At 59.3% G+C, this 25832-nt stretch carries 22 protein-coding genes and 9 pseudogenes; 9 read left to right on the top strand and 22 right to left on the bottom strand.

Features of this window, described 5'->3' with window-relative positions; genetic code table 11:
* Positions 1-105: 105 nt before the first annotated feature.
* Positions 106-521 (top strand): annotated as a pseudogene (locus tag MLPF_RS08440) (peroxiredoxin).
* Positions 522-550: 29 nt separating this feature from the next.
* Here MLPF_RS08440 and MLPF_RS08435 read toward each other — a convergent pair.
* Positions 551-1645, bottom strand: a complete 1095-nt coding sequence (locus tag MLPF_RS08435) for a calcium:cation antiporter (protein ID WP_045843023.1) — start codon at positions 1643-1645, stop codon at positions 551-553.
* A gap of 198 nt (positions 1646-1843) precedes the next feature.
* Between MLPF_RS08435 and MLPF_RS08430 the strand changes: the two genes are divergently transcribed.
* On the top strand, positions 1844-2035 hold the full coding sequence (locus MLPF_RS08430) for a hypothetical protein (protein WP_050039086.1): 192 nt from the start codon (positions 1844-1846) through the stop codon (positions 2033-2035).
* Positions 2036-2577: 542 nt separating this feature from the next.
* The gene (locus tag MLPF_RS08425) at positions 2578-2844 is read left to right on the top strand and encodes a hypothetical protein (RefSeq protein WP_050039085.1); all 267 of its coding nucleotides are present in this window, start codon (positions 2578-2580) and stop codon (positions 2842-2844) included.
* Positions 2845-3255: 411 nt separating this feature from the next.
* Here MLPF_RS08425 and hisI read toward each other — a convergent pair whose 3' ends face one another.
* The 8 genes and pseudogenes from hisI to hisD all read right to left on the bottom strand — a co-directional run bounded on the left by hisI (position 3256) and on the right by hisD (position 9648).
* Complete coding sequence (gene hisI / locus MLPF_RS08420) at positions 3256-3603, bottom strand: phosphoribosyl-AMP cyclohydrolase (RefSeq protein WP_045843022.1); 348 nt, start codon at positions 3601-3603, stop codon at positions 3256-3258.
* Positions 3600-4385: an imidazole glycerol phosphate synthase subunit HisF gene (gene hisF / locus MLPF_RS08415; RefSeq protein WP_045843021.1), complete on the bottom strand. Its 786-nt coding sequence runs from the start codon at positions 4383-4385 to the stop codon at positions 3600-3602. Before hisF ends, hisI begins: the two co-directional genes overlap by 4 nt.
* Positions 4372-5189: pseudogene (locus MLPF_RS08410) on the bottom strand (inositol monophosphatase family protein). Before MLPF_RS08410 ends, hisF begins: the two are co-directional and overlap by 14 nt.
* Positions 5190-5196: 7 nt before the next feature.
* A complete protein-coding gene (priA, locus tag MLPF_RS08405; RefSeq protein ID WP_156147077.1) occupies positions 5197-5934 on the bottom strand; it encodes a bifunctional 1-(5-phosphoribosyl)-5-((5-phosphoribosylamino)methylideneamino)imidazole-4-carboxamide isomerase/phosphoribosylanthranilate isomerase PriA in 738 nt (245 codons plus the stop codon).
* A gap of 9 nt (positions 5935-5943) precedes the next feature.
* Positions 5944-6564: an imidazole glycerol phosphate synthase subunit HisH gene (gene hisH / locus MLPF_RS08400; RefSeq protein ID WP_045843020.1), complete on the bottom strand. Its 621-nt coding sequence runs from the start codon at positions 6562-6564 to the stop codon at positions 5944-5946.
* The gene (hisB, locus tag MLPF_RS08395) at positions 6561-7193 is read right to left on the bottom strand and encodes an imidazoleglycerol-phosphate dehydratase HisB (RefSeq protein WP_045843019.1); all 633 of its coding nucleotides are present in this window, start codon (positions 7191-7193) and stop codon (positions 6561-6563) included. The genes hisH and hisB overlap by 4 nt, the downstream gene beginning before the upstream one ends.
* Positions 7190-8323, bottom strand: coding sequence for a histidinol-phosphate transaminase (locus MLPF_RS08390; protein WP_045843018.1), 1134 nt, complete (start codon positions 8321-8323; stop codon positions 7190-7192). Before MLPF_RS08390 ends, hisB begins: the two co-directional genes overlap by 4 nt.
* Positions 8320-9648 (bottom strand): histidinol dehydrogenase, encoded by a 1329-nt coding sequence (gene hisD / locus MLPF_RS08385; RefSeq protein ID WP_156147080.1) that lies wholly within the window; start codon positions 9646-9648, stop codon positions 8320-8322. Before hisD ends, MLPF_RS08390 begins: the two co-directional genes overlap by 4 nt.
* 122 nt (positions 9649-9770) lie before the next feature.
* On the opposite strand from hisD, the pseudogene MLPF_RS08380 reads away from it, so the two are divergent.
* Positions 9771-10194, top strand: a pseudogene (locus MLPF_RS08380) (PNPOx family protein).
* Positions 10195-10410: 216 nt separating this feature from the next.
* Here the strand turns inward: MLPF_RS08380 and MLPF_RS08375 are convergent.
* Positions 10411-10707: a hypothetical protein gene (locus MLPF_RS08375; RefSeq protein ID WP_050039084.1), complete on the bottom strand. Its 297-nt coding sequence runs from the start codon at positions 10705-10707 to the stop codon at positions 10411-10413.
* On the opposite strand from MLPF_RS08375, the pseudogene MLPF_RS08370 reads away from it, so the two are divergent.
* Positions 10677-11075: pseudogene (locus MLPF_RS08370) on the top strand (ERAP1-like C-terminal domain-containing protein); the annotation flags it as partial. The gene MLPF_RS08375 and the pseudogene MLPF_RS08370 overlap by 31 nt on opposite strands.
* Positions 11076-11221: 146 nt before the next feature.
* Positions 11222-11392 carry a hypothetical protein gene (locus MLPF_RS08365; protein WP_237817104.1) on the top strand — a complete coding sequence of 57 codons (171 nt, stop codon included), beginning with the start codon at positions 11222-11224 and terminating at the stop codon, positions 11390-11392.
* Here the strand turns inward: MLPF_RS08365 and MLPF_RS08360 are convergent.
* The 4 genes from MLPF_RS08360 to MLPF_RS08345 all read right to left on the bottom strand — a co-directional run bounded on the left by MLPF_RS08360 (position 11389) and on the right by MLPF_RS08345 (position 14306).
* On the bottom strand, positions 11389-11619 hold the full coding sequence (locus tag MLPF_RS08360; RefSeq protein WP_237817102.1) for a hypothetical protein: 231 nt from the start codon (positions 11617-11619) through the stop codon (positions 11389-11391). The genes MLPF_RS08365 and MLPF_RS08360 overlap by 4 nt on opposite strands.
* Before the next feature lie 100 nt (positions 11620-11719).
* Positions 11720-12682, bottom strand: a complete 963-nt coding sequence (gene truB, locus MLPF_RS08355) for a tRNA pseudouridine(55) synthase TruB (protein WP_045843227.1) — start codon at positions 12680-12682, stop codon at positions 11720-11722.
* Positions 12679-13362 (bottom strand): 4'-phosphopantetheinyl transferase PptT, encoded by a 684-nt coding sequence (gene pptT / locus MLPF_RS08350; protein ID WP_045843243.1) that lies wholly within the window; start codon positions 13360-13362, stop codon positions 12679-12681. The genes truB and pptT overlap by 4 nt, the downstream gene beginning before the upstream one ends.
* Positions 13362-14306 (bottom strand): metallophosphoesterase family protein, encoded by a 945-nt coding sequence (locus MLPF_RS08345; RefSeq protein WP_045843244.1) that lies wholly within the window; start codon positions 14304-14306, stop codon positions 13362-13364. Before MLPF_RS08345 ends, pptT begins: the two co-directional genes overlap by 1 nt.
* 145 nt (positions 14307-14451) lie before the next feature.
* Between MLPF_RS08345 and MLPF_RS16270 the strand changes: the two are divergent.
* A pseudogene (locus MLPF_RS16270) lies at positions 14452-15041 on the top strand (DUF3558 domain-containing protein).
* Between the two features lie 1091 nt (positions 15042-16132).
* Here the strand turns inward: MLPF_RS16270 and MLPF_RS17470 are convergent.
* Positions 16133-16479: pseudogene (locus MLPF_RS17470) on the bottom strand (DUF1802 family protein).
* A 559-nt stretch (positions 16480-17038) separates the two neighbouring features.
* Between MLPF_RS17470 and MLPF_RS08330 the strand changes: the two are divergent.
* A pseudogene (locus tag MLPF_RS08330) lies at positions 17039-17738 on the top strand (enoyl-CoA hydratase-related protein).
* A gap of 263 nt (positions 17739-18001) precedes the next feature.
* The gene (proS, locus tag MLPF_RS08325; RefSeq protein WP_045843231.1) at positions 18002-19444 is read left to right on the top strand and encodes a proline--tRNA ligase; all 1443 of its coding nucleotides are present in this window, start codon (positions 18002-18004) and stop codon (positions 19442-19444) included.
* On the opposite strand, the gene MLPF_RS17465 is transcribed toward proS, so the two are convergent.
* The 7 genes and pseudogenes from MLPF_RS17465 to MLPF_RS08295 form a co-directional block, all read right to left on the bottom strand.
* Complete coding sequence (locus MLPF_RS17465) at positions 19438-19578, bottom strand: hypothetical protein (RefSeq protein WP_420329611.1); 141 nt, start codon at positions 19576-19578, stop codon at positions 19438-19440. The genes proS and MLPF_RS17465 overlap by 7 nt on opposite strands.
* Positions 19562-20347 (bottom strand): annotated as a pseudogene (locus MLPF_RS08320) (DHH family phosphoesterase); the annotation flags it as partial. The pseudogene MLPF_RS08320 and the gene MLPF_RS17465, both read right to left, overlap by 17 nt.
* Entirely contained in the window at positions 20322-20816 is a 495-nt protein-coding gene (gene rbfA, locus MLPF_RS08315) for a 30S ribosome-binding factor RbfA (RefSeq protein ID WP_045843232.1), read from the bottom strand. The gene rbfA and the pseudogene MLPF_RS08320, both read right to left, overlap by 26 nt.
* A gap of 14 nt (positions 20817-20830) precedes the next feature.
* The gene (infB, locus tag MLPF_RS08310) at positions 20831-23590 is read right to left on the bottom strand and encodes a translation initiation factor IF-2 (protein WP_045843233.1); all 2760 of its coding nucleotides are present in this window, start codon (positions 23588-23590) and stop codon (positions 20831-20833) included.
* Between the two features lie 65 nt (positions 23591-23655).
* Positions 23656-24027, bottom strand: a complete 372-nt coding sequence (locus MLPF_RS08305; protein ID WP_193386749.1) for a YlxR family protein — start codon at positions 24025-24027, stop codon at positions 23656-23658.
* Positions 24028-24160: 133 nt separating this feature from the next.
* On the bottom strand, positions 24161-25204 hold the full coding sequence (gene nusA / locus MLPF_RS08300; RefSeq protein WP_045843234.1) for a transcription termination factor NusA: 1044 nt from the start codon (positions 25202-25204) through the stop codon (positions 24161-24163).
* A 56-nt stretch (positions 25205-25260) separates the two neighbouring features.
* Positions 25261-25739: pseudogene (locus MLPF_RS08295) on the bottom strand (LSm family protein).
* Between the last annotated feature and the right edge of the window lie 93 nt (positions 25740-25832).

Raw genomic sequence — 25832 nt, 5'->3', positions numbered from 1 at the left:
GTGCGGGCCATTGCACTATATGCAGTGTAGCCGCCATGAAAATCCGGTGACACCACCATTGATTTCGCACTTCTCCAGTCAAGCAAATAAAGTCAAACCGAAACGCTGCGTCAACTCAACGCGCTGCTTGCCGACGAGTCCGTAGTTCTGTTCTTTCATCCAGTGGCGATGGCACCTGGCTACACCAAGGAAGCATGCCCTTTCCGCGACTTTGCGAAAGAATTCGCCACGGCCAGGGTTGGCCAGGTCGGCATCAGCACCAAATACTGTTTCACAAACAAGCCGAGTTCGCCAACACCCAGAATTTCAACTACCCTCTGTTGTCGGACACCAACGGCAGAGTGGCCATCCGATTCGGCGTTAAGCGCGGTTTGCTTGGCAAACTTAATTCCGGCTAAACGCGCAACCTTATGTCATAGACAACGACCGCAAGGTGTCCAATGTGATCTCTAGCGAATTAAGCGTAGACACCCATGCCGACAAAGGCGCTAGAGACTCTGCTGGCCAGATCGACCGATTAATTCTTCAAGCCGCCGATGCTACCCGCTTTTTACGGGATGATCGCCAAAAATACGAAAGCGGCGAGCAGTACTAGATGCACCTCGCCCTGGAGTCGGGTAGCTCGCCCAGGCACCACGGTCAGCACGCTTATTACGACGGTCAGAGCCAACAACACCAACTGGGTCGGGCCCAGGCCGAGTATCAACGGTCCGGTAAGCCAGATGGAAGCCAGTGTGATGGCCGGAATGGTCAGCCCAATGCTGGCCATAGCCGAGCCGTAAGCCAGGTTCAGGCTGGTCTGGATGCGACCTCGACGTGCCGCACGCACCGCAGCAAGCGTTTCTGGTAACAGCACCAGCATGGCGATCACTACACCAACGAATGGCTGGGGGAAGCCAATTGCTGTCACCAAGTGTTCGATTACTGACGACTGCAGTTCGGCCAGACCCACCACCGCGATCAGCGCAACAAGCAGCAGTGCGAGGCTGATCAGCGCAGACCGGGCGCTGGGTGGATCGGCATGGCTTTCATCCTCTTCGAACAGGACTTTTTGGCCCTTCTGTGCGACAGGAAGAAAAAAGTCGCGATGCCGGATAGTTTGTGTGAATACAAACAGCAGGTAAAGCCCTAACGAAGCGACGGCAGCGAAGACCAGCTGGCCAGGTGAGAACTCATTGCCACGGTGACTAGTAGTGAAAGTGGGCAGAACCAGGCTTAACGTCGCCAACGTCGTGAGCGTGGCCAGCGCAGCCCCGCTGCCGTGGGCGTTGAACAACGTCACACCGTAGCGCCGGGACCCCAGCAACAGCGAAAAACCCGCAATCCCGTTAGTGGTGATCATTAGCGCAGCGAACGCGGTGTCCCTGGCCAGCGTCCATGATTCGTTTTCACCAGAGGCCATGAGCGTGACGATGAGAGCCACTTCGATGACCGTCACCGCTGCAGCGAGCACCAACGACCCAAACGGTTCACCAACCCGGTGCGCGACCACCTCCGCATGATGAACCGCAGCAAGCACAGCGCCGGTCAGCAATGCCGCCTGTAAAGCAGTCACGAACGGACCGATCTCCCTGCCCCAGGTCGATGCCAGCATGGCCAGAGCAAACAGCGGTACCAGCGCAGTCCAGGATATCCGTTTCAACATCGCCCGCCATTCTCACCGAAGTCACCTACCGACTCCCCAGCGGGGCAAACACGGAACCACTGTGACCGGCGCCACTCTCCTGTGATTACTGAAGTGCCGACGCAACACCCTCAGTAGGATGTTCACAGGTTGCAAAACGATGGCCAAATAGGACTGCGCCGGATACACCCATCGTGCGGTGTCTGAGGAGCTGGTGAGATGGGTCCGGTGTATCTGGCGCAGGATTTCGAGGCTACCGCGCCACGATGCTGTCAAAATCTTGCCCAGCGACCTGCCAGGAATCTCGAATTTAGTAAACGCTTAAACCAGGAAGCCGACATGACCGCGAGCGTGTACCATGAGCATATCGTTGGGATCCACGACCACGGCAACTACCAGGAACAATTGTAGATCTTAATGGACTAAGTGGAAGGACCCGATGCCGCGAGCAAACGTCGTGGAGATAATTTCAGCCGTTGCTCAACGCTCTATGCTCACACCCATGCACGGGGACTTTTGCATTGTAACGTTACGCCGGCCAACTATTATCGCCCTGAGCGATGGCAGGGACCTGATCACCGATTTCGGTATCACCAGCGAGCTGGGGTAAGACAAGAATTTAACGGCTCAACCTCGACAAACATGTTGGTAGTGACCACCACCTACTGCGCGCCCGAACAAATATAGGATGAAGATCTCGACATGCGAGACACAGAGTAGACTAAATCTAAAGTATTATTATATACTTGACTGCACCGCATTTAACCTACTGACTGAGTCGGCCGCTTTCCAGCGCTCCAACCCGGCGGTGGTGATGAGCCAACACCTGTTGGCACCACCTCCACTAGATCTAGTGAGCGGCGACCTGAATGAGCAGAACTTGACGCCGTCACTACACAAACAAAGCGCTGACGAAAAAACCCGATACACATTGTCCGAAATGTGCGGACTTCGTGTCCTCACTGGCCGACCAATTTTTAACCACCCCGGCCGGCGAGGTAGACACCACCAAAATCATCGTCGGACCGACACCGATCATAGCGAAGCCTACTGCAGCAACCTACGAAAAATGCGCGCTAGCCGGCTGGGACCGGCTATACTCATTGTGGTGGCCATTGTTGCATAAGTTTGCGTTAGCCGTGGTCGTGGGTACCTGGATACGCGGCGCCCGCGCTCATCAACAGGCCATCGCGACGCACCTCATCAACGCCGGCGATTAAGTTAACCAGCCAAGTCGCCAATCAATCAGGCCGTACTCAACCCGGCCGAACACCTCACCGTGAACAGAGCAATCACCAAACTCTACATATAGACGCAACACCCGCTTATGGATAGAGTATGCCAAGAACTTTAGGAGGCTTCAAGCCAGTCAAATGGATCTAGGACACTAGGCGCGCAAACAGCTTGACCGATACCAACCCCATTCTTGCTATCGCCACAGACGAACCAGCCTTCTCCTTTCCGAGTACCTGCGGCCGTAACCCTTGGAAAAGAAATGTAGTGGATGTCGAGGTTATTCTCCGCCATCATATTCACCCAGCCGTTTTCTGACACGAATGGACCCACGCAGCGATAGCCGCGGCCAACAGATTGGATACCGCACCTCACTAAAGGCATAGATGAGGCGCCGGCTAATCCTGAGGGGCTAACAGCATTGCAGCATCGAAACAACTGTGAGCGCCGGTATGGCAAGCTCCGCCGACCTGGTCGACCGTCAACAACACTGTGTCGCCGTCGCAATCCAGGCGCACCGAGTGGACATGCTGTGTGTTGCCGGAGGTCGCTCCCTTGATCCACTGCTCGGCACGAGATCGCGAATAGTAGTTCGCCTCACGGGTTTCCAGGGTGCGGGCCAATGCTTGGTCGTCCATCCAGGCGACCATTAGCACGTCACCGCTGGAGCGCTCCTGTACGACGGCAGTGAATAAACCTTCGGCGTTGCGCTTGAGGCGCGCGGCAATGTCTGGGTCGAGTGTCATCGCACCGCGATCCCTGCTGCGGCCATAGCGTCTTTGACCTGCCCGATCGTCAGCTCTCGGAAATGAAAGACACTGGCCGCCAAAACCGCATCAGCACCGGCCGTAACCGCTGGCACGAAATGTTCGGTTGCCCCGGCGCCGCCACTGGCTATGATTGGCACCGTAACCGCGGCGCGAACGGCCCGCAGCATCGCCAAGTCGAACCCAGTTTTAGTGCCGTCAGCGTCCATCGAGTTCAGCAGGATTTCCCCCACTCCGAGGTCGACCCCACGAGCCGCCCACTCAACAGCGTCGATACCGGTGCCGCGACGACCGCCATGAGTAGTGACCTCCCACCCGGAAGGTGTTGGGGCTGATCCAGTGGGTACCGTGCGCGCATCGACAGACAACACGATGCATTGGGAACCGAATTGCCTTGCCATGTCAGCCAATAGTTCAGGATGAGCGATTGCGGAGGTGTTGACCGCCACCTTGTCAGCTCCCGCACGCAGCAACACGTCGACGTCTGCGACCGTACGCACCCCACCTCCGACCGTCAGAGGGATGAACACCTGTTCAGCGGTGCAGCGCACTACCTCCAGCATGTTGCACCTGCCCGACGAGGACGCAGTCACGTCAAGAAAAGCCAGCTCGTCGGCACCTTCAGCGTCGTAGGTAGCAGCCAACTCCACGATATCACCCGCATCTCGGAGGTTCTTGAAATTGACCCCTTTAACCACCCGCCCGCAATCGACGTCCAGACAGGGAATCACTCGTACCGCAAGACCGTTACCCGAATACATCTCGGTAATCCTCCGGTGCGCCCATGCCACAAAGGATATCGAGGATCTGGCTATGCAAGCTGGGTGCCGCAACTACCACACACGGCGCCGCAGGCGTCCACAGTTCACCGGCCAGATCGGTGACGACGTCGCCAGCAGCCTGCACCAACACAACGACAGCAGCGTGATACCAAAAGTAGCAACCGATAATTACTGCTTCACAAAGAATTCCGTTGGCAACATAGACAAGATCAGTGCCAGTGGAGCCATGCGTGCGCAACCGTAAACAGGCTCGGCTGAGATTTTCCACCACAGCCAACCGATAGCGTCTGGGGACCCAGCCGCGTGAATCCCCTTTGAGCTTACCGGCACCGACCAGCACCTTGCTCCACTCTCCGGGAGCTGGTGATGATTGTGGGACAAGATTTTTCATCATCGGCCGACCCACAACGGCTGTGTAGCACTCGCCGATGAACGGCATCCAGGTCAAACCCACCATTGAGTCGTCGTGATACAGCAGAGCTAACAACATAGCGGCCATCGGCGATCCCACCACATAGTTAAATGTGCCGTCGATCGGGTCCAATACCCACGCCCAAGGTGGGTCCAGGGCCGAACCCTCGAACTCCTCACCGTGCACGCCGATCCCCGTGATCTCAATCAACACAGCGACGACCTGCCGGTCGATGGCAATGTTGACTTCGATAGCGAAGTTGTCGCATCTCTTGCGGACCGCCGAATCGGTGTGCGATGGCTGGCCAGGAACAAACTCGCCGCAGCATCAAGGATTGCCGACGCCTCGGCCATCAACATGTACAGATCCATTGTGGGGTTACATCCGAACCACGGCCAGTGCTTGCGGCAAGGTGAACCGTTCAGCGTAGAGGGCCGTGCCCACGATGACACCCTCGATCCCGCGGTCGGTGAGCGTAGCGATGGCACGCAGGTCGTCCAGGCTGGAAACGCCACCGGAAGCGATCACCGGGACGTTGGTGCGATCGGCGACACTTGCCAGCAGGTCGAAGTTGGGACCGCCCAACGCACCGTCCTTAGTGACATCGGTGACAACGAACCGTGAACATCCTTGGCGATCAAAGCGTTCCAACACGTCCCACAGGTCTCCGCCGTCGGTTTCCCAGCCACGCCCGCGCAGCCGATGCTGGCCGTCGACGATCTGGACATCCAAACCGACGGCAACCTTGTCACCGTGCTCGGCGATCACCCGTGCGCACCAGTGCGGGTTCTCGCATGCGGCCGTACCTAGGTTGACCCGTGCGCAGCCGGTAGCCAACGCAGCAGTCAGAGAGTCGTCATCGCGGATACCGCCGGATAACTCGACCTGCACATCAAGTCTGCTCACCACCTTAGCAAGCAGGTCGCGGTTGGAACCGCGACCAAACGCGGCGTCCAGATCCACTAGATGGATCCAGTCGGCGCCGTCACGTTGCCAGCCCAACGCGACGTCCAGTGCTGAACCGTACTCGGTTGCGCTACCGGCCTTTCCCTGAACCAGGCGCACGGCGCGACCCTTGACCACGTCGACAGCGGGTAAAAGTATCAGCGACATCACCAGTATCCTTTAAAGTCCCCCAACCCAATTGCTCAGCACGGTTGCCCCAGCTTCCCCACTCTTTTCCGGATGGAACTGGGTGGCAACCAGTGGTCCTTCTTCCACTGCGGCCAAAAACGGTACTCGATGAGTAGCCCATGTCAACAGCGCCTCGGATGAGCCTTCCCAACGCTGCGCGGCGTAAGAATGCACGAAATAAAAACGAACTCCAACATCTAGGCCCTTGAACAACGCACTGCCAGGCGCGAAATTGACGACATTCCAGCCCATATGCGGAACCACCGGGGCGTCGAGTCGAGTCACAACGCCCGGCCACTGACCACAGCCTGTTGTTTCCACGCCGAATTCGACACCGCGGGAGAACAAAATCTGCATGCCGACACAGACCCCTAACACCGGTCGTCCCGTGACGATCCGCTCGGCGATGGTCCGCTCCGCCGCGATTTTCCGCAGACCTGCCATGCACGCCCCGAACGCGCCGACACCGGGCACCAGCAACCCATCAGCGGCGGCGCCTGCAGCTAAGTCAGCCGTAACTTCGACCGCGGCACCAACCCGCTGCAGCGCGCGCTGCGCCGACCACAAGTTACCCGAACCGTAATCCAGAACTACAACCGATTTACTTCTCACAAGACACCTTTGGTGGACGGCACACCCGACAACCGAGGGTCGGGTTTGACCGCCTGACTTAGCGCGCGCGCGACGGCCTTGTATTGCGCTTCAGTGATGTGGTGCGGGTCGCGCCCGTACAAGACGCGCACATGCAGCGCGATGCGCGCATTGGCCGCCAGCGACTCGAATACGTGCCGGTTGATGACAGTGTAGTAGGGTACCGAACTTCCGGCAATAGTATTGTGCTGCAGGTGATCAGGCTCCCCAGTGTGTACACAATAGGGCCGACCTGATACATCGACTACCGCGTGGGCCAGGGTCTCGTCCATCGGGATGAAGGCGTCTCCGAACCTTCGGATGCCCTTCTTGTTGCCCAGCGCCTGCTCAAGCGCCTGACCCAGCGCAATCGCGGTGTCCTCGATGGTGTGATGGGCTTCGATCTCCACGTCACCTTTGGTACACACGGTCAGATCAAAGTTAGCATGGCTGCCCAGCGCAGTCAGCATGTGGTCATAGAACGAGACACCGGTATCGATGTGAACCTGCCCCGTGCCGTCCAGGTCGAGTTCAACGATGATATCAGATTCGCGGGTGCGGCGTTCAATACGCGCACGACGCGTTGTTTGCCCTACTTCAGTGTTAGTCACGAGGTTCCTACCGCGGTGGCTGGGGCCAATTCGGTAGCAGCGATCTCGGCGCTAGCTGTAAGGAACGCGTCGTTCTCTTCAGCTAAACCCGTAGTAGCGCGCAGGTAGCCTGGAATACCGACATCGCGGATCAGCACACCGGTGTCCAAGTAATGCTGCCAAGCACCAGCCGCGTCGGCGAATTGTCCGAACAGCACGAAGTTTGCTTCGCTAGGGATTACCCGAAATCCCATGCTGGCCAGAGATTTTGTCACCCGTTCTCGTTCGGCGATCAACACTGCGACACTACCTAGGGTGTCATCAGCGTGCCGTAGTGCCGCTCGAGCCGCCGCTTGAGTGATCGATGATAGATGATACGGCAGCCGCACCAGCAGCATCGCTTCCACCAGGGCCGGCGTCGCGATTAAATATCCAAGTCTGCCACCGGCGAAGGCGAACGCCTTACTCGTTGTGCGGGTGACAACGATTTTAGTCGGATACTCGCCTACCAGCACCACTGCGCTAGGCCGCGAGGAAAATTCACCATAGGCCTCGTCGACGATCAAGATCCCCGGAACCACATCGAGCAGCCTCCGTAGATCAGCTAGCGAAACACTCTGCCCGGAAGGGTTATTGGGGCTGGCGATAAACACCACATCGGGCTTGCGGTCCGCGACGGCGGTGACAGCAGCCTCGACATCAAGGCTGAAATCATCAGCGCGAACGGTTTCTAACCACTCGGTGTGGGTGCCATCGGCGATTATAGGGTGCATCGAGTAGGACGGAACAAAGCCGATCGCGTTGCGCCCCGGACCACCGAACGCCTGCAGAAGCTGTTGCAGAATCTCATTGGAACCGTTGGCAACCCAAATATTTTCGACACCAAGCCGGATCCCGGTCTGCGCAGTGAGATAGGCGGCCAGGTCTTGGCGCAGTGCCACCGCATCGCGATCAGGGTAGCGATGTAAGTCGACTGCCACCTTTTGCACCGACCGCACCACGTCGTCGACCAACGCCTTGGTGGGTGGGTGCGGGTTCTCGTTGGTGTTCAGCAGCACTGGAACCACCAACTGCGTTGCACCATAAGGTGATTTTACGCGAAGATTAGCGCGCAAAGGCAGATCATCGAGTGTGGGCTCAGGTACGCTCATCGCGCGAATCTCCGCCGTACCGCTTCCCCATGCGCCGGCAAATCTTCGGCGTTGGCCAACGTGATAACGTGCCCGGATATGTCTTTGAGGGCCATTTCAGTGTAGTCGACAACATGGATGCCACGCAGAAAGGTCTGCACTGACAGGCCGCCGGAATGCCGGGCACAACCTGCAGTCGGCAATACGTGATTAGACCCAGCGCAGTAGTCGCCAAGGCTGACCGGTGTCCACGGACCAACGAAAATAGCTCCGGCACAACGTATTCTGCTAGCGACTCGTGGCGCGTCAGCGGTTTGGATCTCCAGATGCTCAGCAGCGTAGACATTGACCACTTTAACGCCAGCCTCCAAGTCGTCTACCAAAATGATAGCTGACTGGCTTCCTCCCAATGCTGTCGCCACCCGTTTCCGATGCACCGTGGTCGGCAGCTGGGCAGCCAATTCGGCGTCGGTAGCATCAGCCAGATCCGTACTTGGGGTCACCAATACACTGGCAGCCATCTCGTCATGCTCGGCCTGGCTGATCATGTCGGCAGCTACATGCGCTGGATCGGCGGTATGGTCGGCGAGGATCACAATCTCGGTCGGACCGGCCTCAGCATCGATACCCACCTGGGAGCGACATAGCCGCTTGGCGGCGGTGACGTAGATATTGCCTGGACCGGTGATCATGTCGACCGGTGCCAGCTCGCAATCGTCACTATCGATGCCTCCGTAAGCAAGCAACGCCACTGCCTGTGCCCCGCCTACGGCCCAGACCTCGTCAACTTCCAGTAGCCGGGCCACAGCCAGAATCGTTGGATGCGGTAGTCCGTGAAACCGGCCACCGGAAGTGACCTGCGGAGGGCTGGCCACCACCAGGGAGTCGACACCCGCGGTCTGTGCTGGCACCACGTTCATCACCACGCTGGACGGGTACACCGCATTGCCGCCGGGTACATACAGGCCCACCCGCTCAACGGGAACCCATCGTTCGGTGACCGTCGCACCCAGGCCGAGCGCGGTGGTGACGTCGGTGCGGCGCTGATCGGCATGCACAATGCGGGTCCGCTCGATCATCACCTGCAACGCGTCGCAGACATCGGGGTCCAATCCGGCCAGCGCGGCGTCCAACGCGGCGTCGGGCACCCGGACAGTCGAGGGCCGCACACCGTCGAATAACGCTCCGAATTCCAAAGCCGCATCCGCCCCGCACTCGGCAACAGCCTGCACGATCGGCAACACTGTAGGCAGCACAGCCTCTACGTCGGCGCCACCGCGCGGCAGCGCGGCCCGCAACTGGGTAGCCGTCAACTCAGCGCCCCGCAGGTCAATGCAGGCTAGCAGGAGTGGTGGCGTGGTGCTCACAACGACCATTGTCCCAGAGCAGCTCGGGTCTATATCCGGCCGGTACCGTGCCACTACCGTGTTTGTCTCCGCATGGCGGAAAGTCCGCTCAAGAAGCGGCCATGTCGGCCAAGGATCACCGCAAATAACGCCCCAGGCGTCCCGATGGTGTTCCTGCCCTGGCTCGAGCGTGTTCAGATCAAATCCATTAACCTGGCGCTCACACCCATAGCACCTTACCTGCCAGGAACCACGAACCATTACGCACCACAGTCGCAAATTCGGCAAGCCCCATACCAAATCATCGTGACCGCCTAACGCGAAGACGATGTGTTGGCAATCGCGCAAGGTCAGGGAAAACTGATTAGATCAAAAACGTGCTGGCCGCCAGCGAAGTCAACGTGCACTTCACCTGTCGTGACATGCATATCAACAAACCCCCAGATTCTGCCCACCAGCTCCGAAGGCTCAGACAGTCAGCAGTTGCCATGGATTATGCGCGTGCAGCTACGCCAGATCGGGGTCTTCGTCGGCGACATTGCCTGAGCCGGTGCAAACCGGCATCCTGGGAAAGACGGTCTTGCCAGTCATCGTTGGCCAAGCTCATGGGAGGATGTCCTATGAAACCACGCGCTCGACGGCCGGCACTAGAGCGCATCCGTCGGCAAGCAGGTCCAAAATGCGCGGGATGACGGTGCGCGCGTTGACGCGCCCAGGAACAAACTGCACCCCATAGGGGTATAATCGAGAACACCGGTATCTCTACCATGGGGTGGCAGTAGATCCCGGTATTAGTACAGATGCCTTCTGGCCGCATAGCACGTAACGTCGCCGAATCCGCGGCAGGTGTGCACAGTGGCGAGATACCGAGCCCGGGACTTGCCCGACTTTATCCTTTATCCAATCGTGGACCACAACCCCAAGTCTTTCGGCGGCTGTCAGCCGCTGTTGGTCGGTGTCGACATAGTCGACGTGCACTCCAAACGCTGCCGCATACAGCCCGATCGACAACCGACCAACCACCAGGACACGGCGCTCAAGCCGCAGCAGCACGGCCACAGTCCGACGTTAAGGATAAGGCGTTTACTACGGTGGTCGAGGATGACACCCTGGCTAACGCCGCAGGCCGGGCGATAATCGCGGGCATCGTCGCACCAGGACAAGGTGAGCTACTCAAGCCGTTCACCGCGCGCTACTTCGCTGCGATACCCGGTGTCTGGACACGGCGATCTAGCGAAGTGGCGCAAACGGTGGTGATCGGCCTGTATCCTCACTGGGACATCAGCGACGCCGGGATCGCCGCTGCTGAAGAGTTCCTAGCAGCCCCGGAGTCCGGGGTACCACCGGCCTTGCGCCGACTGGTGCTGGAGGGCCAGGCTACGGTGAAACGCGCACTACGAGCTCGCAAGTTCGACAGCGCTGACTAAAGCGTTGTTGTTGTGTGGTGGCCGGGGGTGTTGGTGTTTGTGGCAGGAATTGTTGGTCGGTTTCATAGGTGGCAGGTGAAGTAGTGTTCTGGTGTGCCATCGCTGGCCGATACGGTCGGGAGTTTGGTGGGCTAGCCTAGATCTTGTTGGCGCTGGGTGTTGGGGGCGCTTTCGGGTGCATGCTATGGCTGTGGGGTGTCTGTTTGTTCACCGGCCCTCGGCCAGCCGGTGTGCCCCCGGCTGTGTTGGTGCCGTGTTGGTTTCACAGTTCGTCGATGACCTCGCAGCCGGTGATGACGCGTACGGCGGTGCTCTAGCCTAGGGCAGTACTTGACTTTTTGTGGGGATCGACCGCGGAAGGAAGATAAAAGCCATCCACGGCGTGATCTGGTGACTTGTGCGCGTGGCGGGCTAACACATCACCAGAAAAGCGCAACTGATCCCCGGCCACCCGCCACACCAGACGCACCCCCAGCATCGCCAGCTTCGATGTCGCGGCCGGTGACCAACACCAACTACTCGGCGGCCCTTGCAAGCAGCCCACCTACGCCGCGACCAACCCTAAACCACCAACACAACCCACACCACCGATCCCCACCACATAACCCACCACACCCCTCAACCACACAAAAATCAACAACACCCTAGGCTTCAATTACCCCAGCGATGCACCGTTCAATACTGGCTCGCACGGAAGCCGGGCGCAACACCACCACCGACTTGGTCCGCGGGCCCTCGTCGCGCAGCAATGCAATTACTCGACCGTCTGCGTCGCTGGCAGCATAGATACCGTCGATACCGGCCGACGAAAGCGGTCGCCCGTTACTGGTTGCCTCGACCTCGCTTACCGTGAGGTCACGACGGGGAAACATCAGCAAACAGGTCTCGTCTAGCGTCCGACTCAATCGCGGTAGCTCCGCCAGGTCTTCGAGTGACCGCGCCTGGTCCAGCTCGAAACAGCCTACCCGGGTGCGCCGCAACGACCTCAGATGCCCACCTACCCCAAACGTATCGCCGAGGTCGCGAGCCAGTGCACGAATGTAGGTTCCCGATGAGCAGTCGACTTCGACATCAAGATCGATGACATCCGCTAATCCGACTTCGGGACCGGGTCGAATAGCCAGCACCTCTAACCGGTCAATGCGTACCGGCCGGGCTTGCAGCTCGACAACATGGCCCTCGCGAACCAGCCGATAAGCGCGACGACCATCAACCTTGATAGCGCTGACCGCCGACGGCACCTGCTTGATATCACCGCGCAGCCTGCTGATCGCAGTGGCGATCGCCTCGTCTGTCAAGTGCTGAGCCGAGACACACTGAAGCAATTCACCCTCGGCATCCTCAGTAGATGTAGTCTGGCCGAGGCGGATGGTCGCTACGTACCCCTTCGAGGCCCCGGTCAGCAGACCCAGGATCTTGGTGGCACGGTCGATCCCAAGCACCAGCACACCGGTGGCCATCGGATCCAGTGTTCCCGCGTGCCCCACCCTGCGAGTGCAAAATATTCGACGGCAGCGCGCCACCACATCGTGACTGGTAATCCCGACCGGCTTGTCAATGACCACTACTCCCGGACCGACTCCTGCGCCTATGGGGCTTTCGCTCATAGCACGATTGCGGTCAGAACCAGTCCGCGGTCGACTGACCACATACCGGTCAGCGCCGTTAACGGTGGGCCCGACAGCGCTGATCCGTCGACCAGGATCCGCGACACAAAACTACCCGACGAACCAAGACTGTCCACGGCAAACGTGATGTGGGCGTCCTCAAAACCCAGCCATTTTTTGGTCAGCGGAAACCACGCCTTGTACGTTGCCTCCTTAGCGCAGAACAAGATTCGGTCCCAATGCAGTACCGATGGCAACTTCCGACGCATTTCGCTGCGCTCCTCCGGCAAGCTGATAGCATCCAGCACGCCGTTCGGCAAAACCTCATGCGGTTCGGCGTCAATGCCCACTGAACGCACCGCGACACTGCGCCCCACTACGGCGCCGCGATAGCCAGCGCAGTGGGTAAGACTCCCTACCACACCGTCGGGCCAGCACGGTTCACCCTTGTCTCCCTTGAGGATGGGCACCGGGGGTACTCTGAGCCGACCCAGAGCAATCCGGGCACAATAACGAGCGGTGATGAATTCGTTGCGCCGTTTAGACACCGACTTGGCAATCAACGGTTCCTCTTCAGGCAACGGAGTAAGACCAGGTGGATCGGAGTACAGCTCCGCGTATTCCAAATCCTGCGACGCGTAGTCGGGCAGCACCGATGACACCAACATGCTTACCGTCATCATGACTGCGGCTGCCGCAATCGTTCCCGGAATTGCGCGGCCTGTGCCCGCATCTCAGAAGTAATCACGAAGTGACCACCGAAGTCGTTGAGGTAGCCGGGCGCGTACTGAGGATCAGGCAATACCTGGCGCAGCCAGGTATACGGCTTGCGACGCCGCCACTCCCGCGGGTAACCCACCGATACCTCTTCGAAACGCACCTCGTCGTACCAGGTGGTACGAGGAATGTGAAGATGGCCGTAAACTGAACAAATTGCGTTGTAGCGAATATGCCAGTTAGCTGTTTTGGTGGTTCCACACCACAGCGAAAATTCTGGATAAAACAACGCGTCGCAGGGTTCTCGTACCAACGGAAAATGGTTTACCAGCACGGTCGGTGTCATCCAGTCAAGTTGCTCGAGACGGGGCCGGGTGACATCGAGCCGCTCGCGACACCACGCCTCGCGAGTAGCGTACGGCTCCGATGAGAGCAGGTATTCATCGGTAGCCACCACGTTGCAATCCCGCGCGATGGCCAAACCCTTGGCTTTGCTGTCAGCGCCAGTGGGTAGAAAACTATAGTCATAGAGCAAAAACATCGGCACGATCGTGGCCGGACCTCCGCGTTCTGTCCACAGCGGAAACGGATGTTCGGACGTAACCACGCCCATCTCGTCGCACATATTAATCAGGTACTCGTAGCGTGCTCGGCCAAAGATCTGCATCGGATCCCGGTTGGTCGTCCACAGTTCGTGGTTGCCAGGCACCCAAATCACCTTGGCGAAACGCCGCCGTAGCAGATCAAGTGTCCAACGAATCTCGTCAGTGCATTCAGCGACGTCGCCGGCAACGATCAGCCAATCATCTGGCGACAACGGGTACAGCGATTCGGCTACCGGCTTATTACCGACGTGACCGGTGTGCAAGTCGGAGATCGCCCACAACGTCGGCTCTCCACCGCACATCGATTCCTGTTTCGCCACGGTTGCTCAGCCTAGCGCCACGACCTCGTTGATCTGCACACGTAACCACCGGTTATCATTTTCCCACTGACGACACGAACGCAACTTGTACACTCTCGACAAAGGACCGCAGTAGGTGAAAAGCACCCTGCTCACCCGGGTCCGTCTGATCGGAGCGCTCGGTGCGTTAGTCACAACGGTCATCAGGAGGCGCAGTGGGCGCACAGAGCGCCCCGCTGCCAACCTCAGCTGGGACCGTCCTAGCTGCCGGTCGACCAGCGAGCCGATAGAAACCACCATGACGAGCCCGATCATGGCGACCAGCAGCCCATGCCCGTTAGACATATGTTAAGGACATCCCGTTCGATGCGGTACAGCGACTCGGACTGGCGTTCACACCCCCAAACGCGAAAACGCACTGTACTGCCACTACGACGCCGATAACTATCAGATGGCCGTCGAGGCTATCATCTGACGTGCTTAAGCACAGACGCCCTCGATACCACGATCCATGGCCACCGCGCCGCACAGTATTGGATTATTAAACCGACCTACCACAACAGCCTCTAGAATTACTCCTGTATGGTGACGTTCAAGATCCGCAAGACGTAATCCAGCAGATGCCATTACTATTCCAGCCCAGACGTCGACTGCCCGTCCACCAACCTACAACGGGCGAACAATCTCTCTATTACAAGCTCTACCTGCCAGTCTTACCCTAAGGTCGTGCGCCCCTAACCACGCAATGAGGTGAAAACCCTGCCGGAAGACTGTGAGGACTGCCATGGTCGACCGCCCGTTACACCGTGAGCCGAGTACAAGTCCCGATACGCGGACAACATGCACCTGGTCGCCGACCACTACGCACCAATCACATCAAGCCCCGCAAGCACCTTGCTAGTCCGCGCGGACTTTATGGGCATCTACTGTCCAATTATCGTTGACGTCCGTTCTCGTTGATATTTGGTAGGCTGTACGCCGCCCACGGCCGCCACGTCGTGCTGCAAAGCGTGCATAGGACTTTCGAAGCAGGCGGTATGTTCCAGCCAATGATCAACAAAGCTGCCGACGGCGCCGACACCGTGACCTGGCCTCCGTTAGCAGCCCTGATTCACCGGACGGTTCGGCACCGTCGGGTTATCCTACCTACGGTTCACCCAAGGGCGTTGTTGCACGATCCGCCAACGGAACTGGCCCGGCTCCACACGATTTCCACGCCTAAGTGGAAGGTACCGGCTCGTTCACCGTCAACAATTTTCTGAGCTGGAGCAATCTGATTCCGCACCAGTAGGATCCGCAACGCATCCGAAGCGGCATCGCCAGTTGCAAGCATGGGGGAAGGCGGGCACACAGCGCCGGTGACGTTCCGCTGGGTACTGCCTCCAGAACACTGCTTGGCGCGGGTGCTCCGTGGGTCGCACATTCCGACCACAACGATCCGTTTTGGACAAAGACACAACCTCAGCACCGCGCTGGACCGCATTCAGGTTCCTATATTACTGGTGAAGTCTAGCAAGACATATTCCTCTAGCAAACGCTGCACCAGTACCGGCATCTACGCGGCCGAGGCGTCGACGTCAGGCTGACGATCGGGCCGTAGGCACACAACTCAAATGCTCACCAAAGGTCTGGCCGCTAATGCTCAGGAATCGTTGACTTAGTTGGACACTTACCTGGGCGAGGCTTCGGCGCTGCGCAGGCGCAGCAAGCAAGAACCGATGCTGGCGGCCCAACAGCTGACACCGACCATACCTATAGTGTAGTTCGACCCCTTCCGGCTGTTGCTTACCGTCGGCCGACCGCGTCGTGGACCTGAGCCGCGACGCGGGTTAGCACGACGTAATCATGCACCAACATCTCCGAACGTCGGGCACACCGCCAGCTGCCACCCAGCTCGTGCAAACGGCGTAATCAAGTGTACAGGTGAATGACACCAGCTCGATCAACGGAATCACGGATACCACGAGCACCGCTAGTTTGTGCTTGAGTCGAAAACCGACCCGGTCAGCACGCACCGACTCGGTGGTCCAATATGCAAATCCTTTATTACACTAAGGCTTTCTGGGCATTGCACCACTAATGCGACAACAACCTTCACCGCGACTCGCACCACAAGGTGTGCATCGGCGCTGTCGGCGGCCGCAGCTGCCAGTAAATCTTGATACTCGGGTAGCACTCGCTCCGCGTGTCTATGGGCGACCGCCGGAAACAGCCAGAACTCCTGGGTCACCACCTAAATAATTACTTTTCTCCGATGCCGCCCTCACGCAGCAACACACGCTTATTACCATTAAGCATTGAGTTGCACGACCACGCGCCATTCCTTCAAATAAGGTGTCACTGCGATCTCGCTCAACGTGTCACAACGTCTAGCCGGCGCTAGGGCAGCACAATCTTCGGCGACTGGCACCGTGGCGGCAACTCACCTAGCAATCGCGTCGTCATCACGGCGACTTCGGTAACTGCCGCATCGGCATTCTCCGCTGACCTTGCTCATATACTTTCGCGCTACCCACCGCGATACTTTTCCTCACCGTGGCCACGGACAGCGCAGTTCGACTTTGCTCTACCAAAAGCATACCACGATAGATGCGGGATCGGTGCGGTAAAGCCCGCCAGATATAAACCACAGCGAGACTCCTCAGCGGGTCGTCACCGCCAGGTATGTGTCACGAAAAGCCGGCTACGATTGAGGTCATGGCGACGATATTCTGCTGATCAAAACCAACGAGCAGATGTGCGCCCTGACCTTCAACCGGGTGCAGGAGCGCAATGTGTTGTCTGAGGTGCTACGCGATCGGTTCTTCAGGGCCCTGATCGATACCGAGACCGACGATGGCTGACATCGTCCACCACCGCCGATCCGGTATTTGCACTGAGCTGGATCTCAAAGAGCAGGGTGAACATTCGACGCTGTCCGATACCTCGCCACGGTGGCCATCGATGACCAAGCTGATGATCGACTCGATAATGGCGCCGCAGTCACCGATGGACTGAAGATGGTTCTGTACTGCGACAGGCATCGCTTCAAAGCACACACGCTTCGTCGACAGCCATGCCCAAGTTAGCCGGCTATCCACCTGAGAGGTTGAGCATGCGGCTGCCGCCGAAAGTGGTGTAGGCATGACCCGGCGCGGATGAACTTCACCGGCACCTACCTGTTGGCCGACGCCAAGCTGCGGACCGACCTGGTCACCGAAGTGGTGCCGAACCACCGGATGCTGGACAACACTCACCAAGTGTCGGCAACCATCATCGGCAACAATCAAACGCAGTATGGGCATTACTGGCATCCCACCACCAGACCGAAGAGCCGCAGAACGCCGGGGAATATGGTTGGAAGCGATGGCGGCCAAGCAATTCCGGGCCAGCAACGACGGCATCGCCGTCAACCGCGAGGCCGTTCTCCAACGTGGACGTCCACAGGTGCGTTAGGGTAGGCGATAAGTAACAGCCATCCAGCGAATGCGGATTGGTGCACGCCTTTGACGCTGTTGGGGGTTCCAGATGTGCAGTGCGAACGGAATGTCGAACCACGTTGGCTGACGAAATAGACCATTAATTGCGTTTAATACATTGCTGTCAGGAGGCAACGTCGACATCGTCATGATTATGTGCGCAACCATCACGACCCGGGTGAAACCGTCCATAGACCGCCACGTTCCGGCAACGAGGTCGGCAGGTAGACTGCGCGATCCATGGGACGCAGCAAGCGAGGCATGACTAGCCAGGAAGACGACTTCTCCGCCTGGTACAACGAGGTCGTCACCAAGGCAGGACTGGTCGATCGAGGCCCCACCAAGGGAACCATGGTGATTCGCCCGTACGGCTACCGCATTTGGGAGCTGTTGCAGGCCGAGCTCGATAGAAGGATCAAGGAACTCGGTCACGAAAATGCCTACTTCCCGATGCTGATCCCAGAGAACTACTTCAACCGGGAAGCCGAGCATGTCGAAGGGTTCCACCCGGAACTGGCGGTCGTCACCCATGCCGGCAACAAGGAGCTGTCCGAGCCACTCGTGATCCGTCCAACCTCCGAGACCGTCATCGGCGACATGATGGCCAAATGGATCACCTCCCACCGTGACCTACCGCTGCGGTTGAACCAGTGGTCGAATGTAGTCCGTTGGGAACTTCGGCCCCGAATGCTGCTGCGCACGATCGAGTTTCTGTGGCAAGAAGGTCACTCGGCTCACATCGAGAAATCCGATGCTCTCCGCGAAACTTTGTTCGCTCTGGAAATATACACCACATTGGCTCGTGACATGGCCGCCATTCCGATTGTTTCCGGAGAGAAAACCGCCGGTGAGCGGTTCGCCGGTGCACTCAACACCTACACTATCGAAGCGATGATGCGCGATGGGAAAGCGTTGCAATCCGGGACCACTCATTACTTGGGCGACAACTTCGCTCGGGCTTTCAACATCCGCTACACCACAGCCGAAGAACAACAAGCTTTCGTGCACACGACATCTTTTGGGCTAAGTACGCGGATAGTCGGGGCTATCGTGATGGTCCACGGCGATGACCAGGGCCTCGTTCTCCCACCCCAGGTGGCCCCCTACCAAGTAGTCATCGTGCCAATCACTAACGGCAACAAGGAATCCGAGGTCGAACATGCTGCAGCAGACTTGGCGCGACGCCTGCAAGCTGCTGGAGTGCGCACACATGTGGATGCGCGTCCACAGCTGACACCCGGCTGGAAATACAACGACTGGGAGCTCCGCGGGGTACCGATCCGCCTCGAACTCGGCCCACGCGACCTCGAAGCCGGAACCACAGTCATGGTCAAGCGTATCGGTGCGAAAGTCAAACAGTCCATTGCCATCGCAGCTGCCCCGACCGAAATCCCCTGCGTTCTCGCAGATTTCCAACGCACCTTGCTGAGGCGCGCCACCCAATTCCGGGACGATCACACCACATTGGTCGACAACTGGGACGCTTTCGCAACGACCGTAGCCACAGGATGGGCACTTGCCCTTCATTGCGGCAACCCGGATTGCGAAGAGGACATCAAAGCCGAAACAGCGGCCACTCCCCGATGCATACCTCGGCAAGGCGCCCTCGCTACCGGACGGTGCATACGCTGCGATGCGCCATCTGCTTACGACAAGCGAGTCATCTTCGCGAGAGCCTACTGAGCGGCGGCCCTGGCCGGCACGTCGTAGTCAAACGCTGTGGACAGTGCAGTCACCATATCATAGATCAGGCCTGTGGCCGAATAGTCGGCGGCCACCGCCACCTCGGCCCGCTGGGTGGTCGACGATGCTCTCACCCTCCTCTGAGCGTGAACTCACCCAGTCCTGATTGTCAACGACCGACCTAGTCCAGTCTGCTAGCGTCGACCGCGTCGGGCAGCAACTGCGCAGAGCCCAGCAAGCGCGACAACATCGGCAGCTAAGCAAACGAATAACTGTCGATCAGCACTCGACGCACCGCAGCGTTAGTCACGCCGATATAAATCAGCCAGGCCGCCAGTCGCAGGGCGAGCGGCTGGCCCAGCGGAATGACCCGGTGTCCGTCGTCAACCCAGCATAGATACACTATGCCACTTCGGGCTCGACTGGCTTTCCCCATGCATCGAAAATTCATCAACCAAAATTGTGGTGGACTCCGCCAACGAATCGACGAAATGCGCGGTGCCGAAAATGTCGTTGGACGCGTGATGGTCGATAACCAGCAGCTGCTGACCCAGGGTGGCGAAGTCACTCAACCTGTCGAACCGATTCACGCTCGGAACATCAACGGTCATAACCAAATCAACATCACGGCGAATCATGTCGAGGATCACCAGTAGGTGGAAGCCAGGCAGGGACCTCAACGCCTTCGGTGTAGCGAAACTGACCTCGACCTGCTTGCCTGTACCTGTCCCACACCAGGGCCATTGCCAGACTGGCGCCTACGGTATCTGGATCGGGATGAATGTGACCGGCCAGCCCGATCGTCGTCGCGGCCGACAACAACTCGGCTGCGCCAACAGCCTCCACAGGAGCCCGCGTTAGCGAAGCACCGACCGGCTCAGTCGTCGGTTCGATCGTCGTCATCAGTGTCCGCGATATCGACCCCACCCAATCCCGCTGCGGCCCCCTTGTCACGGTATGGATTAGCCTCCCCCGCCGGCTTGGCACGCAGGCGGACCTGCGCCACATCGGCATCCACGGCGCGGGCGCGGGCCAGCAACTCTTCCATCCGCGCCACACTGTCAGACGTCATGTCCCGCGTGAATGTCAGAGTCGGAGTGAAACGCACACCGGTACCCGCCCCGACCTTGCTGCGCAACGTGCCCTTGGCCCGGTTCAACGCAGCGGAAGCGGCAGCGTAGTCGGGCGCATCCTCCAGAGTGCGACCCATCACTGTGTAAAACACCGTCGCGTCATGCAAATCAGCGGTCACCTTCACATCGACGATGGTCACCCCGTCCAGCCCCGGATCCTTGATCTCGAACTCGATGGCCGAGGCAACGATCATGCAGATCCGCTTGGCCAACCGACGTGCACGAGCCTGATCAGCCATTAAGAACTTTCCTCCTACGCACGTTGTTTCTCTACCAACTCGTAGGATTGAATGACATCACCCTCCTTGATATCGGAGTAGCCCAACGTCATACCACACTCGAAGCCCTCGCGCACCTCGGTCACGTCATCTTTTTCCCGACGCAGCGAGATCACCGTGAGGTTGTCAGTGACCACGATGTTGTCTCGCAACAGCCTGGCCTTCGCGTTACGCCGCACCACACCCGAACTGATTATGCAGCCGGCAATGATGCCTACTTTTGAGGAACGGAACAGCGCCCGGATCTCGGCACGCCCCAGCTGATTCTCTTCGTAAACCGGTTTGAGCATGCCACGCAGGGCCTTTTCGATATCATCGATCGCTTGGTAGATCACCAAGTAGTAGCGAATCTCCACACCCTCGCGGATGGCCAACTCGGTGGCTTTACCTTCAGCGCGCACATTGAAGCCGATAATGATCGCATCCGAGGCCGACGCAAGATTGACATTGGTCTCGGTGATGCCACCGACGCCTCGATCAATAACGCGCAACGCGACTTCGTCGTCGACCTGTATGCCCATCAGCGCCTCTTCCAGCGCCTCGACCGTACCAGCGTTGTCGCCTTTGAGGATCAGGTTCAACTGGCTGGTTTCCTTCAACACCGAGTCAAGGTCCTCCAGGCTGATTCGCTTGCGCGAACGCGCCGCCAAGGCGTTGCGCTTACGGGCGCTGCGCCGGTCGGCGATCTGGCGGGCGATACGATCCTCGTCGACGACCAGGAAGTTGTCACCAGCGCCGGGTACCGACGTGAACCCGATGACCTGCACCGGACTCGACGGCAGCGCCGCTTCGACGTCCTCGCCGTGTTCGTCGACCATGCGACGGACACGGCCATACGCGTCGCCGGCGACGACCGAGTCGCCGACGCGCAATGTACCGCGCTGTACCAACACCGTGGCGACCGGACCTCGACCGCGGTCCAGGTGCGCCTCGATCGCCACACCCTGGGCCTCCATGCCGGAGTTAGCCCGCAAGTCCAGAGCGGCATCAGCGGTCAGCAGCACCGCCTCGAGCAGGGCCTCGATGTTGGTGCCCGCCTTTGCCGAGATGTCGACGAACATGGTGTCACCACCGAAATCCTCGGCCACCAAACCATATTCGGTGAGCTGGCCACGGATCTTAGCTGGGTCAGCACCCTCCTTGTCGATCTTGTTGACCGCAACCACGATCGGCACGCCGGCGGCCTGCGCATGATTGATGGCCTCCACCGTCTGCGGCATCACGCCGTCGTCGGCGGCAACTACCAGGATGGCGATGTCGGTGGCCTTGGCACCCCGAGCACGCATGGCGGTGAACGCCTCGTGGCCCGGGGTGTCGATGAAGGTGATCAGCCGCTCGCTGCCGTCGAGGTCGACTCCGACTTGGTAGGCACCGATGTGCTGGGTGATGCCGCCAGCCTCAGCCTCGCGGACGTTGGCCTTTCGGATAGTGTCCAGCAGGCGGGTCTTGCCGTGGTCGACGTGGCCCATCACGGTCACGACCGGCGGACGGGTCTGCAGCTCGTTTTCGTCCCCTTGGTCCTCACCGTAGGTGAGGTCGAAGGGTTCTAGCAGCTCACGGTCTTCGTCCTCGGGGCTGATGACCTGGACGTTGTAATTCATCTCGCTGCCCAACAACTCGAGTGTCTCGTCACCGACCGATTGGGTTGCCGTCACCATCTCCCCGAGGTTAAACAGCGCCTGCACCAGTGCAGCCGGATTGGCGTCAATTTTCTCGGCGAAGTCCGAGAGGGATGCTCCGCGCGCCAATCGAATCGTCTCGCCGTCGCCGTGCGGTAACCGCACGCCGCCAACGACAGGAGCTTGCATCGAATCGTATTCCTGACGCTTCTGCCGCTTGGACTTACGACCGCGCCGGGGGGCACCGCCAGGACGGCCAAACGCACCGGCCGCACCGCCGCGCTGTCCGGGCCGGCCACCACCACCGGGGCCACCACCACCGGAACGACCACGAAAACCTCCCGAACCGCCGCCCGGTACGGCGCCGAAACTCCCGCCGCGGTAGTTACCGCTACCCCCATCGGAGCGACCGCCACCGCGAGCGCCCGACCGACCCTCACCGGGTCGGGGCACGCCAGTGCGCGGTGGACGGGGTCCTCCAACTGCACCTCCGAGACGCGGCGACATGCTGCTTGGCGAAGCGCTCGGTCGGGATGCCGGCGGACGCGGGGTGGGCCGGTCGACAGATGGCGCCGACGAAAACGGGTTGTTACCAACGCGCGGGGGACGACCCCCTGGCTTAGGTGCCGGCCCGGGGCGCGGTCCGGTCGGCATCTCCGGATGGGGCGCCGCTGGAGTACCCTGTTCGCCAGGAATCGGCACTCCCGGCTGCCCCGAAGGCTGTCCTGCAGGCGGAGCCAGTGGCTCACGATGCGCGGTTGAGGGGCCCTCGCCAGCCCCAGTAGGTGCCATTGCAGCGGAGTTAGCGACCTGTACTGACGCAGCAGTCGTCCCACCATTGCCTGCAACCGCCTTGTCGAGAGCCCGGTCAAGGGTTTGGTCGAGCGACTCGCTGAGGCGTTTGGTCGGGGCTTTTGCGGCTACCTTCTCAGCACATTTATCCGCAGCCGGCTTGCTGCCACCGAACGATTCACGGAGCCGGCGAGCGACTGGTGCCTCGACCGTCGACGATGCAGACTTAACGAATTCGCCTTGCTCATTTAGCCGGGCGAGGACTTCTTTGCTGGTAACACCGAGTTCCTTAGCCAACTCGTGTACGCGGGCCTTACCTGCCACTACGATCTCCTGTCTATGAGGCGACAGTGGTGGGCCGCGCCTCCGGGTTTAGCTATGACGCATTATCATCGGGACTTCACGGTGTGCTCATGTTCTTTGCTACCTGTTCTGTTGCCGGGACGATCTGGTGCACTGAGAAAATCTATGTGCTCGACCACCGCGGATGTGTCCGGTGAACCGGCGATGCGCAGCGCCCTGGTGAAAGTCCGCCGTCGAATCGCTTGTTGCACGCACTGCATGTCAGGATGCAACCACGCACCCCGTCCCGAAAGGCTACTCGCTGTGTCAACGATCACTGCATAATTGCCATTCACGGTTGACGGCGCAACCACTCGAAGCAGTTCGACGGCCAACTCTCGCTTTCGGCACCCGACACACGTCCGCACCGGTCCATCAGTGTGGTGACGGGCCGAGGCCGAAGGCTCACGCTGGATCACGGCTAAGTGTAGCGTTACCGCACTGCTGGTCGGAACCACCCGGTGAGCTGCGCTCTAACCAAACTGCCCAGCTCGCCCCCCTGGGGGCTGCGCTAGGTTGATGGTGATGGCTCGCCGCGCTTGCGCGCAATCATTAGCGCTCGTGCGCCATCCCATGGCTGGCATTCTGTTCCGACTGGCCAGCCGAGCATGGCGGCGAATCACCGCGAATGTCGATACGCCACCCGGTAAGCCGAGCGGCTAGCCGCGCGTTCTGGCCCTCCTTGCCAATGGCCAACGACAACTGAAAGTCGGGAACCACTACGCGGGCTGCCCGGGCAGTCTTATCGATAACCGACACCGAGACCACCTTTGCGGGCGACAATGCGTTGGCGACGAAACGGGCCGGGTCCTCGTCATAATCGATGATGTCGATCTTTTCTCCGGAAAGTTCGCTCATCACATTTCGGACCCGTTGTCCCATCGGACCGATACAGGCCCCTTTGGCATTCAGACCGGGAACGCGGGAGACTACCGCAATCTTGGAGCGATGGCCGGCCTCCCGAGCCACCGACACGATCTCCACCGACCCGTCGGCGATCTCCGGGACTTCCAACGAGAAAAGCTTGCGTACCAGGTTGGGGTGGGTACGAGACAAGGTGATCAGCGGCTCACGCGCCCCACGAGTCACGCCGACCACGTAGCACCGCAAACGGTTGCCATGTTCGTAGCTCTCGCCAAGGACCTGTTCAGCTGCCGGAATCACTCCTTCGGAGGCCTTGGTCTCACTACCCATCCGGACGACGACTAGTCCACGGGCGTTGGCCCGACTGTCACGCTGGATCACACCCGCGACGATCTCGCCCTCGCGGGTGGAGAACTCACCGTAAGTGCGCTCATTTTCGGCATCGCGAAATCGTTGCAGCATCACCTGCCGCGCGGTAGTAGCCGCGATCCGGCCAAAACCCTCCGGGGTGTCATCCCATTCACTGATGACGTTGCCGTCGTCATCGACCTCGCGGGCAATCACTCTCACAACGCCGGTTTTGCGGTCGATGTCGATACGCGCGTCTATCTGATGCCCCTGGGTATGCCGGTAAGCGGTCAGCAGGGCGGACCTAATCGTGTCGAGCAACTCATTGACCGAGATACCCCGATCCATCTCGATCGCATGTAGCGCAGCCATGTCGATGTTCACCCTCCGGCCTCCGTTCCGCTGGCTTGCCCTCTGATCACCCCAGTCGCCAGTTCCAACTACGCTTGTAGTGAAAATTCCACCTGGACAACAGGTTTCATGATTTCAATAAGCGGGATCGCGCATACCCCTACGGTGGCGGTCTTCGCGGATCACCGACGTCACCGTGTCGTCGCACGTCTCCCCAATTCGATCGGTCAGCTGGGATACGTCCGACGACAGCCAGTTCAACCTCGAGGCCACGGTCGCGACGAAAGTGTTTTTCGCTGGCCAACGGTTGCGCCATATCGGGCGAACTGAGCTCTAGGACGTAGCGTTCCGCGATGTTATCCAGGCTGTCTAGTAAAGCCGATGCCGAACGTGACAGAATGGCTATTGTGTCCCGACCGAGGACTGTGTCACTATCGGCACGCACAGTAATCCAGAGCAGTTGGGACCGGGGGTGGATGATCACATATCCGACCTCGTAGCTTGCACGCGCGAACTCTCCACCGAGCAGCTCGATGACCTGTAACTGCGAAGGTAGCTCGGTGTTCACGGCGAGTTCCTCATCTTGAGTTGTCGGCGGAATCCAATGGCCAACGATACGTCAGGAATCGTGAATCAGGATATGATCGTATCGTCAAGATCA

The sequence above is a fragment of the Mycobacterium lepromatosis genome (assembly GCF_000975265.2).
In the GTDB taxonomy this organism is placed as follows: Bacteria; Actinomycetota; Actinomycetes; order Mycobacteriales; family Mycobacteriaceae; genus Mycobacterium; species Mycobacterium lepromatosis.
This window is presented reverse-complemented; position numbering and strand designations above follow the sequence as displayed.

Bases quoted from the DNA above. Each gene is read 5' to 3' on its own strand.
- MLPF_RS08435 (WP_045843023.1), bottom strand. From the start codon at position 1,645: ATGTTGAAACGGATATCCTGGACTGCGCTGGTACCGCTGTTTGCTCTG.
- MLPF_RS08430 (WP_050039086.1), top strand. From the start codon at position 1,844: ATGGGTCCGGTGTATCTGGCGCAGGATTTCGAGGCTACCGCGCCACGA.
- hisI (WP_045843022.1), bottom strand. From the start codon at position 3,603: ATGACACTCGACCCAGACATTGCCGCGCGCCTCAAGCGCAACGCCGAA.
- hisF (WP_045843021.1), bottom strand. From the start codon at position 4,385: ATGTATTCGGGTAACGGTCTTGCGGTACGAGTGATTCCCTGTCTGGAC.
- MLPF_RS08390 (WP_045843018.1), bottom strand. From the start codon at position 8,323: ATGAGCGTACCTGAGCCCACACTCGATGATCTGCCTTTGCGCGCTAAT.
- truB (WP_045843227.1), bottom strand. From the start codon at position 12,682: ATGAGCGAAAGCCCCATAGGCGCAGGAGTCGGTCCGGGAGTAGTGGTC.
- pptT (WP_045843243.1), bottom strand. From the start codon at position 13,362: ATGACGGTAAGCATGTTGGTGTCATCGGTGCTGCCCGACTACGCGTCG.
- MLPF_RS08345 (WP_045843244.1), bottom strand. From the start codon at position 14,306: ATGTGCGGTGGAGAGCCGACGTTGTGGGCGATCTCCGACTTGCACACC.
- proS (WP_045843231.1), top strand. From the start codon at position 18,002: ATGGGACGCAGCAAGCGAGGCATGACTAGCCAGGAAGACGACTTCTCC.
- rbfA (WP_045843232.1), bottom strand. From the start codon at position 20,816: ATGGCTGATCAGGCTCGTGCACGTCGGTTGGCCAAGCGGATCTGCATG.